This is a genomic window from Flavobacterium sp. NKUCC04_CG (genome assembly GCF_019345525.1).
Classification (GTDB): Bacteria; Bacteroidota; Bacteroidia; order Flavobacteriales; family Flavobacteriaceae; genus Flavobacterium.
The window spans coordinates 55,509-73,093 of record NZ_JAHKRA010000012.1 but is presented as its reverse complement, the minus strand read 5'-3'; the positions used below and the strand labels follow the sequence as shown (position 1 = coordinate 73,093).

12 protein-coding genes are annotated in these 17,585 nt (G+C 36.8%); 5 read left to right on the top strand and 7 right to left on the bottom strand.

What is annotated here, in order from left to right; all coding sequences use genetic code 11:
• Positions 1-13: 13 nt before the first annotated feature.
• The 5 genes from KO524_RS10745 (at position 14) to KO524_RS10725 (ending at position 8,127) form a co-directional block, all read left to right on the top strand.
• Entirely contained in the window at positions 14-742 is a 729-nt protein-coding gene (locus tag KO524_RS10745) for a hypothetical protein (RefSeq protein WP_219293870.1), read from the top strand.
• A gap of 49 nt (positions 743-791) precedes the next feature.
• Positions 792-2,309 (top strand): hypothetical protein, encoded by a 1,518-nt coding sequence (locus tag KO524_RS10740; RefSeq protein WP_219293868.1) that lies wholly within the window; start codon positions 792-794, stop codon positions 2,307-2,309.
• A gap of 66 nt (positions 2,310-2,375) precedes the next feature.
• Entirely contained in the window at positions 2,376-6,044 is a 3,669-nt protein-coding gene (gene purL, locus KO524_RS10735; protein WP_219293866.1) for a phosphoribosylformylglycinamidine synthase, read from the top strand.
• A gap of 152 nt (positions 6,045-6,196) precedes the next feature.
• Positions 6,197-7,435 (top strand): DUF445 domain-containing protein, encoded by a 1,239-nt coding sequence (locus tag KO524_RS10730; RefSeq protein WP_219293864.1) that lies wholly within the window; start codon positions 6,197-6,199, stop codon positions 7,433-7,435.
• 206 nt (positions 7,436-7,641) lie between these two features.
• Positions 7,642-8,127, top strand: a complete 486-nt coding sequence (locus tag KO524_RS10725; protein ID WP_219293862.1) for a hypothetical protein — start codon at positions 7,642-7,644, stop codon at positions 8,125-8,127.
• Positions 8,128-8,212: 85 nt separating this feature from the next.
• Here KO524_RS10725 and KO524_RS10720 read toward each other — a convergent pair whose 3' ends face one another.
• The 7 genes from KO524_RS10720 to KO524_RS10690 form a co-directional block, all read right to left on the bottom strand.
• Complete coding sequence (locus tag KO524_RS10720) at positions 8,213-9,592, bottom strand: nucleoside permease (RefSeq protein WP_219293956.1); 1,380 nt, start codon at positions 9,590-9,592, stop codon at positions 8,213-8,215.
• A 131-nt stretch (positions 9,593-9,723) separates the two neighbouring features.
• On the bottom strand, positions 9,724-10,416 hold the full coding sequence (gene cmk, locus KO524_RS10715; protein ID WP_219293860.1) for a (d)CMP kinase: 693 nt from the start codon (positions 10,414-10,416) through the stop codon (positions 9,724-9,726).
• 14 nt (positions 10,417-10,430) lie between these two features.
• Positions 10,431-11,447 (bottom strand): type IX secretion system protein PorQ, encoded by a 1,017-nt coding sequence (gene porQ, locus KO524_RS10710; protein ID WP_219293858.1) that lies wholly within the window; start codon positions 11,445-11,447, stop codon positions 10,431-10,433.
• Between the two features lie 134 nt (positions 11,448-11,581).
• The gene (gene lon, locus KO524_RS10705; protein WP_219293856.1) at positions 11,582-14,032 is read right to left on the bottom strand and encodes an endopeptidase La; all 2,451 of its coding nucleotides are present in this window, start codon (positions 14,030-14,032) and stop codon (positions 11,582-11,584) included.
• Between the two features lie 197 nt (positions 14,033-14,229).
• A complete protein-coding gene (locus KO524_RS10700; protein ID WP_219293854.1) occupies positions 14,230-15,117 on the bottom strand; it encodes a DUF6252 family protein in 888 nt (295 codons plus the stop codon).
• A gap of 242 nt (positions 15,118-15,359) precedes the next feature.
• Positions 15,360-16,664, bottom strand: coding sequence for an MFS transporter (locus KO524_RS10695; protein WP_219293852.1), 1,305 nt, complete (start codon positions 16,662-16,664; stop codon positions 15,360-15,362).
• A gap of 45 nt (positions 16,665-16,709) precedes the next feature.
• Positions 16,710-17,519, bottom strand: coding sequence for a M48 family metallopeptidase (locus tag KO524_RS10690; protein ID WP_219293850.1), 810 nt, complete (start codon positions 17,517-17,519; stop codon positions 16,710-16,712).
• Positions 17,520-17,585 lie beyond the last annotated feature (66 nt).

Genomic DNA, 17,585 nt, shown 5'->3' with positions numbered 1-17,585 from the left:
ACAAATAATTTGAATGTCAAAAATAACGGTCATTATCACCCGCCACACTATAGAAAAACAATCAGATTTGTTTCAAAAAAGTATTTCTATAGCCGATGAAGTGATACTCATAGATACTTTTAATTCTGAAGACTCTAAAGAAAACCTCGTACCGTCTGTTGACTGGGTTCTAAAATGTACCCCCGAACAAGAAGAGCAAACCAAATTAAAGGCCACGCAACAAGCTTCTAATGAATGGATTTTATTTTTAAACCACAATGAAGTAATTACTCCTGAACTGCATAAAGAATTGTTTTCTATCTTGGCGGACTCCCGCGGTTTTGGTGAATTTTACACCCGTAAAAAAGGACTTTTTTTTATGGGAAAAATTGTGCGTTTTGGCGGATATACTTCACGAAAAAGCTTGCTTTTACAACGTCATCCTCAATACGCTAAGTCCGATTTGGGTATTGCCTTTTTAAAAAACACCACTTTAGATTACAGTTATACCACTTTTGACCAGTACAATAAAAAACTCGATCAACACAGCCTTCGTTTATCCGAAGCGATGTACAGTAGAAACATACGTCCGAATTTCTTGCATTTTACCCTTCGTCCCCTTAATGAATTTGTCTACCGTTATTTTGTGCAAATAGGATTTCTCGATGCCAAAGAAGGCTTTATACTCGCGTATTTACAAGCCTTTGCAACCTATAAAAAGTATCTGTTTTTATGGATGAAATATCGTAAAATCGAATTTTAAAAGCTCGATAATTGCAAACTTTTGCCTATTTTTACCAAAAAAGAAGTATATGCGTTTCTATTCTCTTTCCTTTCTTTCGCTTTTAATAATACTCTTGGTTTCCTGTAGAAAAGATTTTGATTTTGAGCCACATCAATCTGGTCAATTAAGCTTTTCTAAGGATACCGTTTATCTCGATACCGTTTTTACCAATATTGGATCGAGCACTTATATGCTCAAGGTATATAATCGCTCCAATAAAAACATTAAAATTCCACAGCTACAACTCGCTCAAGGAGAAAAATCGCACTATAGACTCCTGGTCGATGGTCAAGCGGGAAAAGTATTCCAAAACGTGGAACTCCTAGCCAAAGACAGTATGTTTATCTTTATAGAAACAACTATAGATTACAACCAATTCAAAAATCAATCCTCGGAATACCTCTATACCGATCAAATCAAATTTGGCAATGGGTCGGGATTACAACAGGTTGAATTAGTAACTTTAGTTAAGGATGCCCATTTTTTATATCCGCAACGCAACGCTGAAGGTATAACAGAAACCCTACCTTTTGACGATGAAGAAATTTACGGCTTCTACCTAAGTGAGGCCAATCACAACAAAGAAAACACCCTGCATTGGAAAAATGACAAACCCTATGTTATCTACGGATATGCAGCAGTACCTTCTACTAAAACCTTACAAATAGACGAAGGAGCAAAAATTCACTTTCACAGCAATTCTGGATTATTAGTAGCCAATAAAGCAACTGTATTAGCGCGTGGAACTATTGAAAAGCCTATACAGATTCAAGGCGATCGCTTGGAACCCGAGTTTGCCAATATCCCTGGTCAATGGGGAGCGATTTGGTTGACCGTAGGAAGTACGGGAACTTTTGAAAATACAATTATCAAAAACCCAACCGTAGGTTTGTTGATTAATAAAAATACGGAGACCGTGCAATTGCATAATGTACAAATATACAACGCTAGTCAAAATGGAATTTTGGGTAGAGCAGCAAAAATATATGGGACTAATGTGGTAGTAGGTAATGCTGGAAGCGCTTCTTTGGCCTGTACGTTTGGAGGCGAATACGAGTTCTTGCATTCCTCTTTTGTCAATTACTGGAATAAACCCAATCATACGGCTGTTTCCATAGATGATTATGATGGATCTGCTGAATTTCAGATCGTGAAAGCTTTATTTGAAAATTGTATTCTATACAGTAGTGCTACGGAGAGTTTGTTGATGCGTGCCAAAAGTTCTCCTGAAAATTTTAAAATCCACTTTAAAAACAGCTTGATTAAATATTTTTCAAGTGGTAACGGTTCTACGAACTTCCCCTATGATTTTAATAATCCCAGTCGTTTTTCAGCAATTTTATTAAGTACGGGAACCGACTTATACAGACCTTACTTTTATAACATCTCTAAAAACGAACTGATGATAACCGATCAATCGGTCGATATTATAGGCAAAGGAAACTTAGAAACCGCTCAAAAAGTACCTTTTGACCTCAGTGGGAAAGCGCGAAATATCAGTCCGGATTTAGGTGCTTATCAGAATGTCACATCCCCTAAAGAATAATTTTTTAATTGACTTTTTTTAAATTATTTTTGCACTATACAACAACAACTAACACCTACAAAAAAAATGATTCATTTCTTTGAAAACCCTTCGAAAAAATTCTTTGCCGTACAGGTACAAAACGAATTGACCTCTGAGGATATTACTAAGCTCAATTGGTTATTTGGCCAAGCTCAAGTTTTAAAGGAAACTACACTTATTGCTGAGTTTGTTGGTCCACGCGCCACCATGATTACACCTTGGAGTACCAATGCCGTTGAAATTACTCAAAACATGGGCATTCAAGGAATTCTTAGAATTGAAGAATTTGAAAAAAAAGAAGGTTCTGTAACCTTTGACCCGATGCTTTCGCAAGTATTTACAGAACTGAATCAGTCGATTTTTTCCATTGACTTGCAACCTGAAGCAATCTTAGAAATTGAGGATATTGCAGCCTACAACAAACAAGAAGGTTTGGCATTAAACGACGAAGAAGTCGTTTATTTAGAAAATCTAGCTTTAAAAATCGGTCGTAAACTTACCGATTCTGAGGTTTTTGGTTTTTCTCAAGCGAATTCCGAACACTGTCGTCATAAAATTTTCAACGGAACCTTTGTTATCGACGGAGAGGAAAAACCAACTTCATTATTTAAATTAATACGTAAAACTTCCGAAACGCATCCTAACGAAATTGTTTCGGCTTATAAAGACAATGTGGCTTTTGTAAAAGGCCCGAGAGTAACCCAGTTTGCTCCAAAGTCGGCAGATAAACCCGACTTTTACGAAGAAAAAGAGTTTGATTCTGTGATTTCATTAAAAGCAGAAACACATAATTTCCCAACCACAGTGGAACCGTTTAATGGTGCTGCAACGGGTTCAGGAGGAGAAATCCGCGATCGCTTAGCGGGCGGACAAGGCTCCCTTCCCCTAGCGGGTACTGCAGTATATATGACTGCGTATTCGCGATTGACTGCAGATCGTCAGTGGGAAGAAGGCATGACAGAACGCCCTTGGCTCTACCAAACACCTATTGATATTTTAATCAAAGCTTCTAACGGAGCTTCTGATTTTGGAAATAAATTTGGGCAACCCCTAATCACGGGTTCCGTATTAACCTTCGAACACGAAGAGGAATCACGTAAATTGGGTTACGACAAAGTAATCATGCAAGCCGGTGGGATCGGTTATGGAAAATTGGAACAAGCACAAAAACACCACCCTAAAGAAGGCGATAAAATTGTTATTTTAGGAGGTGAAAACTATAGAATTGGAATGGGTGGCGCTGCAGTATCTTCTGCAGACACGGGAGCTTTTGGATCGGGGATTGAGTTGAATGCCATTCAACGTTCCAATCCAGAAATGCAAAAACGCGCAGCCAATGCCGTAAGAGCTATGGTTGAAAGTGACATCAATCCTATAGTATCCATTCACGATCATGGTGCAGGCGGACATTTAAACTGTCTTTCTGAATTGGTTGAAGATACCGGAGGATTGATCGATTTAGATAAATTACCTGTTGGGGACCCAACCTTATCCGCTAAAGAAATTATCGGAAATGAATCTCAAGAGCGTATGGGCTTAGTTATTGCACCTGAAGACATCGCTATATTGAAACGTGTAGCAGAACGCGAACGCGCTCCTATGTATGAAGTCGGTGAAGTAACCAACAACCATCGCTTTACCTTTGAATCTAAAAAAACCGGTGCTAAACCAATGGACTTTGCTCTGGAAGACATGTTTGGAAGTTCTCCAAAAACCATCATGGCAGACCAAACCATCCAAAGGGTTTACCAAGAACTAGACTACTCTACTTCTCTAGTACCACAATATTTAAACGACCTTTTACAATTAGAAGCTGTTGCTTGTAAAGATTGGTTAACCAATAAAGTTGACCGTTGTGTTGGCGGTCGTGTAGCTAAACAACAGTGTACCGGTCCGTTACAATTACCTTTAAACAATTTAGGAGCTATGGCTCTAGATTACAAAGGAAAAGAGGGAATTGCAACAACTGTAGGCCACGCTCCTATAGTTGCCTTAATCGATCCAAAAGCAGGAAGTAGAAATGCGATCGGAGAAGCTTTATCCAATTTGGTATGGGCTCCGTTAAAAGATGGACTTGCCAGTGTTTCCCTTTCCGCAAACTGGATGTGGGCTTGTAATAATCCGGGTGAAGATGCTCGATTATACAGTGCTGTCGAAGCTTGTTCTGCGTTTGCTATTGATCTGGGAATCAACATTCCTACTGGAAAGGACTCCCTTTCGATGAAACAAAAATACCCTAACGATCAAGTTATCGCTCCGGGTACCGTAATTATTTCAGCAGCTGGAAACTGCGATAATATCACAAAAATCGTAGAGCCGGTTTTAAAGAAAAATGCGGGTTCTATCTATTATATCAACCTATCTCAAGACCGTTTTAAATTGGGAGGTTCCTCTTTTGCACAGATCTTAAATAAGATTGGAACAGAAGCTCCAACTATTCAAGATAGTGCCTACTTTAAAAAGGCATTTAATGCCGTTCAAGATTTAGTTAAAAATGGACATATTGCAGCAGGTCATGACATTGGAAGCGGTGGATTAATCACAACGCTTTTGGAAATGTGTTTCGCCGATGTGAATCTAGCTGCCGACTACGACTTGACAGTGTTGGGTGAAACCGATGCAATCAAAGCGCTTTTCAATGAAAACATCGCTTTGGTTATTCAAGCACAAGAAGACCTTGCCTTTGAAGAAGCTCTTAAAGCTCAAGGTATCGAAGCAATCCAAATTGGTACGGTAAATGACGGTACAACAGTACTTTTTAAAAACTATAGTGAACAATGGGAATTTAACGTTAGTGAATTAAGAGATACTTGGTTTAAAACCTCATTCCTTTTAGATCAAAAACAATCTAAAAACGGAATGGCGCAAGCGCGTTTTGACAATTATAAAAATACTCCATTACAATTTAATTTCCCTGCACAATTCACTGGAAAAAAACCGGTTTTAGACGCTACTAAAGTGAGACCTAAAGCGGCTATTATTCGAGAAAAGGGAAGTAATTCTGAAAGAGAGATGGCTAATGCCATGTATTTGGCTGGATTTGACGTTAAAGATGTTCACATGACAGATTTAATATCGGGTAGAGAAACCTTAGAAGACATTCAATTTATTGGTGCTGTTGGAGGTTTTTCAAATTCAGATGTATTGGGTTCTGCCAAAGGATGGGCTGGCGCTTTTCTATATAATGAAAAAGCCAATACCGCACTTAAAAACTTCTTTAAGAGAGAAGATACTTTATCCGTTGGTATCTGTAACGGTTGCCAATTGTTTATGGAATTGGAACTCATTAATCCAGAACACTCCGTTCACGGAAAAATGCTGCACAATCAATCGCAAAAACACGAAAGTATTTTTACATCGGTTAAAATCCAAGAAAACAAATCCATCATGTTGTCTTCCCTAGCCGGAAGTACTTTAGGTGTTTGGGTTTCTCATGGCGAAGGTAAATTCAATTTACCAGAATCAGAAAACCGTTATGACATCGTTGCAAAATACGCTTACGACAGTTATCCTGCAAATCCAAACGGATCGGACTATAACACCGCAATGATTTGTGACACAAGCGGTCGCCATTTAGTGATGATGCCGCATATCGAACGTTCGTTGTTTCAATGGCATTGGGCAAATTATCCAGATGCCCGTCAAGATGAAGTATCGCCTTGGATGGAAGCGTTTACCAATGCTAAAAATTGGATTGACAACCAATCTAAATAATTTTTTTTCAAAAAAGCACCTTTTATAGGTGCTTTTTTTTATGCAAATACGCACATACGCGGATACGCGGATACGCTCATGGGCGTATAGGCGCATCAACCTATAGGCCTATAAGCAAAAAAAAGCTATCTTTATAACAAACAAGGAGCTTTATGACTGACAAGAAGAAACAACTCAGAAAACACAAACGTATTGCAACAGGCCTCTTTATCGCCATGATGCTGATTTATTTTTTGATGGTCTTTTTGTTAAAACACCAACCACAAACCTGGATGAATTATGTACAAGCCTTTTCCGAAGCAGCTATGGTTGGTGCCTTAGCCGATTGGTTTGCAGTTACAGCTTTATTCCGCTATCCTATGGGAATCAGAATCCCGCATACCAATTTGATTGAAAACAGCAAAAATTCAATAGGAGACAATCTGGGTAATTTTGTTACCGACAACTTTTTAACCTCTGAAAACATCCGACCTTATATCGAAAAAATAGATTTGGCACTATTTGCATCAACCTGGATGGAAAACCCCAAAAACCAACAAATCTTAGAACGTGAAATCAACCATATATTACAGAAAATAATTACAAACCTAGACGACACAACTGTAGTCCATTTTTTGACCATAAAAGCACACGAAGGCATACGTGCTATTCCCATCCAAAATTTGGTATCACAAGGCCTTATCTATGCCATAGAAAACAATGAACACAACCGCTTAATCGACTTAATTTTACCCGAAGCCAAAAACTATGTTGAGCAAAATCGCGAAGAAATTTACCATAAAGTTACAGAGAAAAAACCCATACTCGGATTGATTGGCGGCAAAGCAGTTACCAATCAATTGATTAGCGGTATACTGGCTTTCTTTGATGAAATAGAAAAAAATCCAGACCATAAAATCCGTATAGAACTCACATCCCGATTGCTAGACCTGACTCAAGAGATCAACAGTTCAGAAAGCTGGAAACAAAAGTTCGACGATATACTCGAGCAATTTATAACCCCAGAAAAAATCAGTAGTTATTTATCCGAGTTAGTCGACACCTTAAAAGAGGAGTTATTAGATCAATTAAACGACCCCAATTCTCCCGTGTCAACCTATATACACAACAACATCAAACAACTGACTTCGCAACTTAAAAACGACGAAAACACTAAGGTTAAGATCAATACTTGGGTGCAACACAGTCTGTACAAGATGATTTTAAACAATACCCAAGAGGTGGGCAACCTTATTCGAAAAACAGTAGGAAATTGGGACGGAAAAGAACTCAGTGAAAAACTCGAACTTGAAGTAGGCAAAGACTTGCAATTTATTCGAATTAACGGTACCCTCGTTGGTGGACTGGTAGGATTAATAATTTATATGATAACTCACTGGATAATTAACTAAGCTAAAGCCTTCTAAAAAAACCAATTAAATCTCAAAAAGCAGAGATTGGCGTCATTTTTGATTTTAACTATGCAAATGGTTCTATCATGAATTACAAATTTCTTTACCTACTGATTCCGTTAACGCTATTGATGTACGCGTGTCAACAAAAAAACAATACAAACCTCACAAGTTCCCTTTCTTCAACTGAATCAAACAGCGCTTTAATGGCTAAATTAGAAAGTGAAGCTGCCTATGTTTACCAATCGAATAAGGGCGTTTTATACCGTGCCTACTATCAAACAGACCAAAACGTACTAATACAAACACCAGAAAAACTACTTATTTTACCGCAAAAAGAAGCTTGGGCAAAAGGGGCATTATATAAAAATGAATCGATTTCATGGGAAGCACAAGCCGATCAAATTATCTTTAAAACAGCAGGGAAAACCGAAAAGTTATATCAGGTTAGTCCGCTAGTCAAAACCTATGAAAACGAGCAACAACAAATTAAAATTACTACGACCTTAGAAAACGAACAAAACTATGTATTAGTGGAACGTAAGGATGCTCCAAACATCAAACTCAAACAAAATGACAAAACGGCCAACGCCTCTCTTTATAGTAATGACAGTGTGCAATGGATTGAAACAAAGCAAGGTGCTACTTTAATAATCAACGGAATTGAAAACCGATTTGAGCCAAAAAAATAATACCTTTTAACACAAAAACCCGCAAATTCCATTTAGAACTTGCGGGTTTTTGTAGAGTTTTATCTAAATAGGCTGATGCACAACCTTAGTGTTTAATTTCTGGTATTGCTTCTTCGACCACATGTTTATGCTTAAACAAAAGCGCAAAAAACACTGCAATTATCAAAGAATACAAGGCAAAAGACAACCAGATTGATTGCCAATCACGCAACATTAAATCTTGACTAAACATACCTTGAGCCGAAACCACAATTTTATTATTCGCTAAAAGCGAATTCAATGTAGCATTTGCCGTATCCGTTTCTAAATAAGTTGCCAAGGATTGGATATCTTTAAAAGGTATTGTAAAAAACTTATCGATCATCCATCCCGAGGTAACACTACCTAATATGGCACCAAAACCGTTGGTCATCATCATAAATAAACCTTGAGCAGATGAGCGCATTTTAGAATCTGTAGAGGTCTCTACAAAAAGGGATCCCGATATATTAAAAAAGTCAAAAGCCATACCGTATACTACACAAGACATGATAATCATCCAAAGTCCATTAACCGGGTCTCCGTAAGCAAAAAGAGCAAATCGCAATACCCATGCAAACATCGAAATCAACATCACTTTTTTGATACCAAATCGCTTTAAGAAAAACGGAATAGCCAAGATAAACAAGGTTTCTGAAATTTGCGAAATCGACATCACTATAGTCGAGTGTTTTACAACAAAGGAATCTGCATATTTGGGGAATTTTTCAAATTCACTTAAGAAAACATCTCCATAAGCATTGGTAAGCTGCAGTGCTCCACCCAAAAACATGGAGAAAACAAAAAAGATTGTAATTTTATAGTTAGCAAATAACTTAAAAGCATCCAATCCCATTAGCTTAAAAAACGAAGCATTGCTATCTACTGTCTTTTTAGGTGGGCATTTAGGCATTGTAAAGCCATACAGTCCCAAAAGTACTGCGCCAATACCTGCTATATAAAACTGGTATTCAGTGGCTTTATTTCCCGTTAAATTCGTAACCCACATGGCTGCTATAAAACCGATTGTACCCCAAACTCGAATAGGAGGAAAATCTTTAACAACATCCAAATTACTCGATTTTAGAACGGAATAAGAAATGGAATTATTTAATGAGATCGTAGGCATATAAAAACACATCGCCAACAGCATAACATTAAAAAACATAGTGGGATCATCAATCTGCGGAAGGTAAAAAAGAGTGGCAGCATAAAGTAGGTGTAAAACTCCATACAATTTTTCGGCATTTACCCAGCGATCAGCAATAATCCCAGAAAGCGTAGGCATAAAAACCGAAGCGATTCCCATGGTACCAAAGATTAATCCAAACTGAGTGCCATCCCAGTGTTTTGTTCCAAACCAATAATTGGCAATTGTAATCAACCATGCTCCCCATACAAAAAATTGCATAAAGTTCATGATAGTCAGTTTTATCTTAGAAGACATCATGTATAAGGGCTATAAATTTTACTGTCCGCGTTAGCATAACGCAAACAGGACCATATTTTTTTTGTTGTAATCCGACAAAAGTACCAATTTATCGGTTTCTCACAAAACAATTAGCGGTTTTGTTCTGTTTATTGTTGGTCTAAAACTTCTTGAGCTAAAGCGGCTATTTGTAAAAATTGTGCTTCTTTATCTACATTAGTGTTATCAAATTCCACGGCATCAAAGGCTTTTACCAACGGAGAATCTTCTCTAGTGGTATCAATTCTATCGCGTTCCACCACATTGTTATAAACATCCTCAAAACGAACTTTCTGACCCTTTTCCAAGAGTTCTTCGAAACGTCTTTTTGCGCGTATTTCTGGAGATGCTGTCATAAAAATCTTAAGCTCTGCATCTGGAAATACCACTGTACCAATATCTCTACCGTCCATGACTACGCCTTTACTACGACCAAAACTCTGTTGTTGCTCAACTAGTTTTTTACGTACTTCTGAAACTTGCGCAATCTGACTTACAAAACTAGAAACCTCTAAAGTTCTAATAGCTTCCTCAACATTTTTTTGGTTTAAATGAATTTCTGCAAAACCACGAACGGGATTGTATTGAAATTCTAATTGAATTTGATCCAGAGCATCTATCAGTCCTTGCTGATTAAAATAATTCGCTTTTATCAGTCCCTTTTGCATAGCAAAAAAAGTCACTGCGCGATACATTGCTCCCGTATCTATATAAACATACCCTAATTCTTTAGCCAATTGTTTTGCTAAAGTACTTTTTCCTGTTGATGAATACCCATCAATTGCAATAGTGATTTTTTTCAAAAAAATAGAATTAATTATTGTAAATCGACAGCCAAACCAAATAGACTGGTGTTAGCAGCGACTGTATGCCTTGAATAAGAATAATCTAAACGGATTCTGTTGAAACGAAATCCAAACCCGGCAGTAATACCTGAGAAATGCCTTTGATCGACGATGCGTAGCTCTTCACCTTTTCTAAAATTATATCCCAACCTCAAATTAAATTTTTTATCGGGAAAAAGCTCTGCTCCTATGATTACATGGCGTAAAGCGTTATTAAAAAAGCCTACTTTCTCTTCGGTAATTTCACCTTCTAAATTGGTTTCTGAACGCGATGGGTTCGAATACGACAAGTCCCATTTTTGCAAGTTATCTAAAGTAACATGCCAACGAATAGGTACGTTTTCCAACTCTTTGGAAACGCCTATCAATACATCCAAAGGTAATTTCTCTCTATGATCAGCATAGGTTGATAATTGAGCTCCTAAATTGCGAACGGTAAAGGCAAAATTCCATTTGCTGTCTTCTTCGACATATAAAACACCCAAATCCATAGCAGCTCCAAATGAGTTATAGGATTCCAAGCTTGACGATATCAATTTTACATTGGCACCAACATACCAATCCGACGACACGATTTGATAAGAATACCCTACAGACAATGCAACCTCAGTCCCTGTAAAACGTCCCGTTTCAATTCCATTTTCGTCATAACCTTCAAAATCGCCATAATTGACATAATTGACTCCTATATGAACGTTTTTTCGGTTGTCGAATGTTTTGGCATAAGCCGCAGTACCGTAGGTTACTTCCCCAAAATACTTTCCAAAATTAAGAGACAACTGATTGTCCATCTTTGAATTTAACGAGGCTGGATTAAAAAAAGGTTGATTGACGTCACTGTCCCAATTGGTAATTACTTTTCCGCCTAATGCCGCTTGTCGAGGTGACGGAGTCATATTTAAAAATTGATAGGTATAATCCCCTCCCACCTGTCCAAAGACCTGAAACGATATGGCAACAAAAAGGAATAGAAAAATATGCTTTCTCATCTTTTAAAGGGAATTCGTAAATTGATAATCAAAACGCTAAGATATTATTTTTTATTAAAGCAGAACAAAAAAAGAAGCGCAAAGAAATAAATCTTTACGCTCATATTCTTTTACTACTTACGGTAAAAACATCACTAAAGAACTTTAGCCTGCTTTACTTTTTGGTCTATAATAGCAATATCCAAAACTTCACTCATACGATCCACAAAATGGAAGGTCAAACCCGTTAAGTATTCGGCCTTAATTTCATCAATGTCGCGTTTGTTTTGCTTACAAAGTATGATTTCTTTTATATTGGCACGTTTTGCCGCCAGTATTTTTTCTTTAATACCTCCTACCGGTAAAACTTTTCCTCTTAAAGTAATTTCACCCGTCATCGCTAAGTTCTTTTTTACTCTTTTTTGAGTAAATGAAGACACCATGGAAGTCAACATGGTAATACCTGCACTAGGACCATCTTTTGGCGTAGCTCCTTCAGGTACATGTACGTGTATTTTATAGGTCTCTAAGATTTTCGGATCAATTCCCAGTATTTCAGCATTAGCTCGAATATATTCCAAAGCAATTGTAGCCGACTCTTTCATTACCGTTCCCAAATTCCCAGTCATGGTCAAATTGCCCTTTCCCTTAGAAATAATGGATTCAATATACAATATATCCCCGCCAACACGAGTCCAAGCCAAACCGGTTACTACTCCTGCTGTATCGTTATTTTCGTACATATCCGCATCAAAACGCGGTGTACCTAAGATTTTAATAATATCTTCTTCGTTCATTTTCACCTGGTACTCCTCTTCCATTACTATAGCTTTCGCTACACCTCTGGCCAAGTCTGCCAACTTTTTATCTAAACCACGAACACCAGATTCTCGAGTATATTTAGAGACGATAAACTCCATTTGTTTTTTGCCAACACTCAAGTTTTTAGACGTTAGCCCGTGTTCCTTGATCTGTTTTGGCAACAAATGTTGTTTGGCAATTTCGACCTTTTCCTCAACGGTATATCCGTTCATTTCAATAATTTCCATACGATCTAAAAGTGCCGGTTGTATCGTACTCAGACTGTTTGAAGTAGCTACAAACATCACTTTAGATAAATCGTACCCCATTTCTAGGAAGTTATCATAGAAATCCGAATTTTGTTCCGGATCCAAAACCTCCAATAAAGCAGACGAAGGATCACCGTTATAACTGGTCGATAATTTATCAATCTCATCCAATAAAAATACGGGATTGGATGTTTTTGCCTTTTTAATACTTTGCATAATTCTACCGGGCATAGCACCGATATAGGTTTTTCTATGTCCTCTAATTTCAGCTTCGTCGCGTAAACCTCCTAAAGATATTCTAACATACTCTCTTCCCAATGCTTGTGCTATGGACTTCCCTATGGAGGTTTTACCAACACCAGGAGGACCATATAAACATAAAATAGGCGATCTTAAATCATTTCTTAATTTGAGTACTGCCATGTGTTCCAATACCCTTTTCTTAACCTCTTCGATGCCATAATGATCTTTATCTAAAATCTTTTGGGCATTTTTTAAGTCAAAAACGTCTTTAGAATACTCACTCCAAGGCAAATCGAGCATGAATTCGATATAATTTCGCTGTATTGAAAACTCAGCAACCTGAGGATTCATTCGTTGAAATTTATTCATTTCCTTTTCGAAGTGTTCTTTAACCTTAGCAGTCCATTTTTTTGTCAAAGCTCTTTGACGCATTTCCTCAAACTCTTCTTCATTAGAAACACCTCCCAATTCCTCTTGGATGGTTTTCATCTGTTGTTGAAGAAAATATTCTTTTTGTTGCTGATCCAAATCAAAACGCACCCTCGACTGAATGTTGTTTTTTAACTCCAATTTCTGAAGTTCCACATTCATTATTTTCAAGGTTTCTAAAGCGCGCTCTTTTAAATCGTTGATTTTTAAAAGACTTTGCTTCTCCTCAACAGTCAAATTCATATTCGAAGAAACAAAATTGACTAAGAATGAATTACTCTCAATATTTCTTACTGCAAAAGTAGCCTCTGAAGGAATATTAGGACTCTCCTTAATGATTTCAATAGCCGATTCCTTAATTGATTCTATGATCGCTATAAATTCGGTATCGTCTTTTTCTGGTCGCGACTCTGATACTTCACGGACACTTGCTTTCAAATACGGTTCCTCGGTTAGGCGTTTTTCAATTTCAAAACGCTTTTTACCCTGTAAAATAACTGTAATATTTCCATCAGGCAATTTTAATACCCGTAGAATCTTAGCAACCGTACCCACGGTATAAATATCATCGAAGCCCGGCTCCTCAACTTCTTCATCCAATTGTGAAACCACACCAATTGTTTTGTCGTTATTGTAAGCGTCGTCTAACAATTTTATCGATTTATCCCTACCTGCCGTAATTGGAATAACTACTCCAGGAAACAACACCATATTGCGCAATGGCAATATAGGCAGCTCCAAAGGAAGTTCTTCATTATTCATCTCTTCTTCATCCTCTGAAGATAAAAGAGGAATAAATTCTGCATCCGTATCCATATCGTGAAGTGACAAATTGTCTATTGTAATAATTTTTTGGTTTGCCATATTATTTTTAAGTCATTTTGTCATTAAATATTCTCATATAAATTAAAGCTAGCAAACAAAAAATCACTAACTTACTGAATACCAATGTTACAAAATTATTATAGATTAATTATAGTATAGTTAAGTCAATCATTATGCCATAAAAAAATCCTGTAAAATACAGGATTTTTAAAACGTCATAAGTATTTGGTGGGTAATTAATATGCTACGTTAAAAGAGCCGTCTGTTAAATTTACGGTTTGGCTACCAGAAGCATTTTTCATTTTTAAATAAAAACTTCCTTTAACCTTATTATTGCTATTTTGATCTATTTTCAAACTACTTCCTCCCAACTCTACATTAGTAGCATAGGCAACTCCAGCAGCAGAAACATATCTAGCGGAAAAATTATTGAGGTTATAACTACCCTCTTCTAAATTTTGATCAAAAGCAAGTTCCATCAATTCTTCGGTTACTGTATTGGTAGTAGTAATGACAACACGTCCGTTTTCAACGCGAACCGAACGGTTTTTATATACCCAATTATTTCCTTCAATCTTTGTTTCAAATATATCTCCAGCAGCTTTTACAAATCGCAAATTTCTAAACTCCCCTTCGACTTCAAAAGGTTTGATAAGTACTGCAGAAGTAGTTCCAGGATCTACAGGTGGGTAAATTTTTACTTTAAACTCACCACTTACCACATTTGCAATGGTATTTATACTCGTAATTCGTACCCATCCCGTATTGGTTAAAGGATTTTTAGTATCTACCGAAGTTCCCAATTGATTAATACTACTAAAATAGTAAGAAGCCATATTGATGTTTGAAGGAAAAAGTCCCTCTTCAAATCTCATGGTAGTCAAATGTAAAATATCTTCTTTTTTCGCTTTAATATGGAATGAAAAAACGCCTTTTTCATCTATTTGCGCAACGATATCTCTTTTTATAATTAAAGTATCTTGATAAATCAATCTAACTATTGATTCGCCTACTAATTCTTGGTTCAATAAAGTTGGTTCTATACTCTCTTCATCACAGGAACTAAATCCAACAATTGAAATCATTGCAACGAATAAAATGCGAAATAGATTGGTATTTTTCATATTTGGTTAAATTATCATAAAGGCTCAAATATAGAATTTTTATTTTATCATCGCAATAAAAATAAAAAAAATATACTTCTCGTAAATTTTAAATCATTTTTAACAAATAATCGTTCCAAGTTTGGAGTGAAAGAAGTCCATATTTCTTTATTGTTAAAAAAATTTAAGTTAGAGATTTTAAAAAGAACATCGACCTATATATATAGACAACACAAAATCCCCCACTCTTTACACACTACAACTCATATGCGGGTCTCTTTAGGCATACGCACCAATAAGAAAACGCCAAGAATAAAAAATACGATTAAAAACAAGATAGCATTTTGCATTTTACCGGTAATATCGGAGATTAAGCCATATAGAAACATCCCAATTACAATACCTATCTTTTCCGTAACATCATAAAAACTAAAAAAGGAGGTCGTGTCTTTGGTTTCTGGCAACAATTTTGAATAAGTTGATCGCGATAAAGATTGTATTCCACCCATTACCAAACCAACCGATCCCGCTGCGATATAAAACTCTACCGGTGTCACCACAAAATACGCATAGACGCAAATAAATATCCAAAGTACATTTATCACTATTAAGGTATTGATATTTCCAAATAAAGCTGAAAGTCGTGAAGTCAAAAAAGCTCCAAAAACCGCAATGATTTGAATCAACAAAATACTTACAATTAAGCCCATTGTTCTCTCTTGGTCACCGCCCCAAGCCACTTCCTTTTCACCGAAATAAGCCGCGATGATCATCACTGTTTGCACAGCCATACTGTAAACGAAAAACGCAATGAGATAACTTTTTAGAGGCCCGTAATTTCCGAGTTCAGACCATACTTTCTTTAACTCCTTATATCCAGAAAAGAAGACCGATGATGTGAATTTTCTTCCATTTTTAAAATCGGGTAAATGCCTGTAGGTATATTGACTAAATCCCATCCACCATAGACCTACGAGAAGAAAAGAAAAACGCATTGCCGTCATTTCCGATTCAAATCCAAAGCTTTTGTAATTCATTAACATGGCCAAATTAATAAGTAAAAGCACCACACTTCCTATATAACCTAATCCATAACCTTTGGCACTGATTTTATCTTGTTGTTCGACAAAAGCGATATCAGGTAAATACGAATTGTAAAAAACCAAACTTCCCCAAAAGCCAATTAAAGCAAATAAATAGAACAATAAGCTCCATATCAAATAATCCAATGAAAAGAAGTACAACAACATACAAGAAATCGAACCTACATAACAAAACAGTTTAAGAAAGAATTTTTTATTGCCCAAATAATCTGCTATACCCGACAAAAACGGAGACATCAGTGCAATGATAAAAAAACCTAAAGCCGTTACATAGCTTATGATGGATTCGCTACGAATTTCAATACCAAATATAGGATATGCTTCTATGTCTTTGAGGCGAAATAATGCACCGTAGTACAAGGGAAAAATCGAAGAAGAAATCACTAAGGCATAAACGGAATTAGCCCAATCGTAAAACGCCCAAGCGTTTAGCACTTTTTTACTACCTTTTACAAAGTTAGCCATAGCTTTAAAATGGAAAGATTAATATTTTTCACACAGCATTCGGAGTTAAAACTTAACTCCAAATTTAGCTGCTTCAGCCTTTGCTTCAGGTATTAAACGTTTTAAATTATCAATTCTCGATTGATTACTAGGGTGTGTACTCATAAATTCAGCAGGCTCACTCCCTGAAGAATTCGCAGCCATACGCGCCCAAAAATCAACTGCTGCATCCGGATTATAACCCGCAATGGCCATTAATGTTAGCCCGATTTTATCTGCTTCTGTTTCGTGATTTCTACTAAAAGGCAACATTCCCAACACGTTGGAGCCACCGCCATAAGCCGACATCAATAAATCTTTCGTTGAAGCTTTCGTTTTTGTAGTTGCCGCGGTAAGCACTTCCGCACCTGCCTGCTGCAACATACCCGCACTCATTCGCTGTTGCCCGTGATTGGCCAAGGCATGCGCCACTTCGTGTCCCATTACCGTCGCCATACCGGCATCATCTCGACATATCGGTAAAATTCCAGTATAAAAAACGATTTTACCACCCGGCATACACCAAGCATTAACTTCTTTGTCGTCAACTAAATTATAATCCCATTGGTATTGAGACAAATAGCCCTTATACCCATTAGCATCCAGCCATTTTTCAGCTGCTGCTTTTATTTTTTTACCCACGTTCTCTACGCGTTGAGCATCTTTTGTTCCTTTGATTACTTTATGTTCTTTTAAAAAGCTGTCGTATTGTTGAAAAGAGGATGGAAATAAAGAGCTATCGTTAACCAAAGCCATCGTTTTTGCTCCAGTAAATGGATTTGTAGCACATGACACCGCTAAAAGCACTGTAGCTGTCAAAAAAATCTTTTTCATCATTTTATTTAATTTGATATCAAAAATAGTGCGAATTCCCATATTCTTCAAATAAATTCTTATATTTTT

Bases quoted from the DNA above. Each gene is read 5' to 3' on its own strand.
- KO524_RS10745 (WP_219293870.1), top strand. From the start codon at position 14: ATGTCAAAAATAACGGTCATTATCACCCGCCACACTATAGAAAAACAA.
- KO524_RS10740 (WP_219293868.1), top strand. From the start codon at position 792: ATGCGTTTCTATTCTCTTTCCTTTCTTTCGCTTTTAATAATACTCTTG.
- purL (WP_219293866.1), top strand. From the start codon at position 2,376: ATGATTCATTTCTTTGAAAACCCTTCGAAAAAATTCTTTGCCGTACAG.
- KO524_RS10730 (WP_219293864.1), top strand. From the start codon at position 6,197: ATGACTGACAAGAAGAAACAACTCAGAAAACACAAACGTATTGCAACA.
- KO524_RS10725 (WP_219293862.1), top strand. From the start codon at position 7,642: ATGGCTAAATTAGAAAGTGAAGCTGCCTATGTTTACCAATCGAATAAG.
- KO524_RS10720 (WP_219293956.1), bottom strand. From the start codon at position 9,592: ATGTCTTCTAAGATAAAACTGACTATCATGAACTTTATGCAATTTTTT.
- porQ (WP_219293858.1), bottom strand. From the start codon at position 11,447: ATGAGAAAGCATATTTTTCTATTCCTTTTTGTTGCCATATCGTTTCAG.
- lon (WP_219293856.1), bottom strand. From the start codon at position 14,032: ATGGCAAACCAAAAAATTATTACAATAGACAATTTGTCACTTCACGAT.
- KO524_RS10700 (WP_219293854.1), bottom strand. From the start codon at position 15,117: ATGAAAAATACCAATCTATTTCGCATTTTATTCGTTGCAATGATTTCA.
- KO524_RS10695 (WP_219293852.1), bottom strand. From the start codon at position 16,664: ATGGCTAACTTTGTAAAAGGTAGTAAAAAAGTGCTAAACGCTTGGGCG.
- KO524_RS10690 (WP_219293850.1), bottom strand. From the start codon at position 17,519: ATGATGAAAAAGATTTTTTTGACAGCTACAGTGCTTTTAGCGGTGTCA.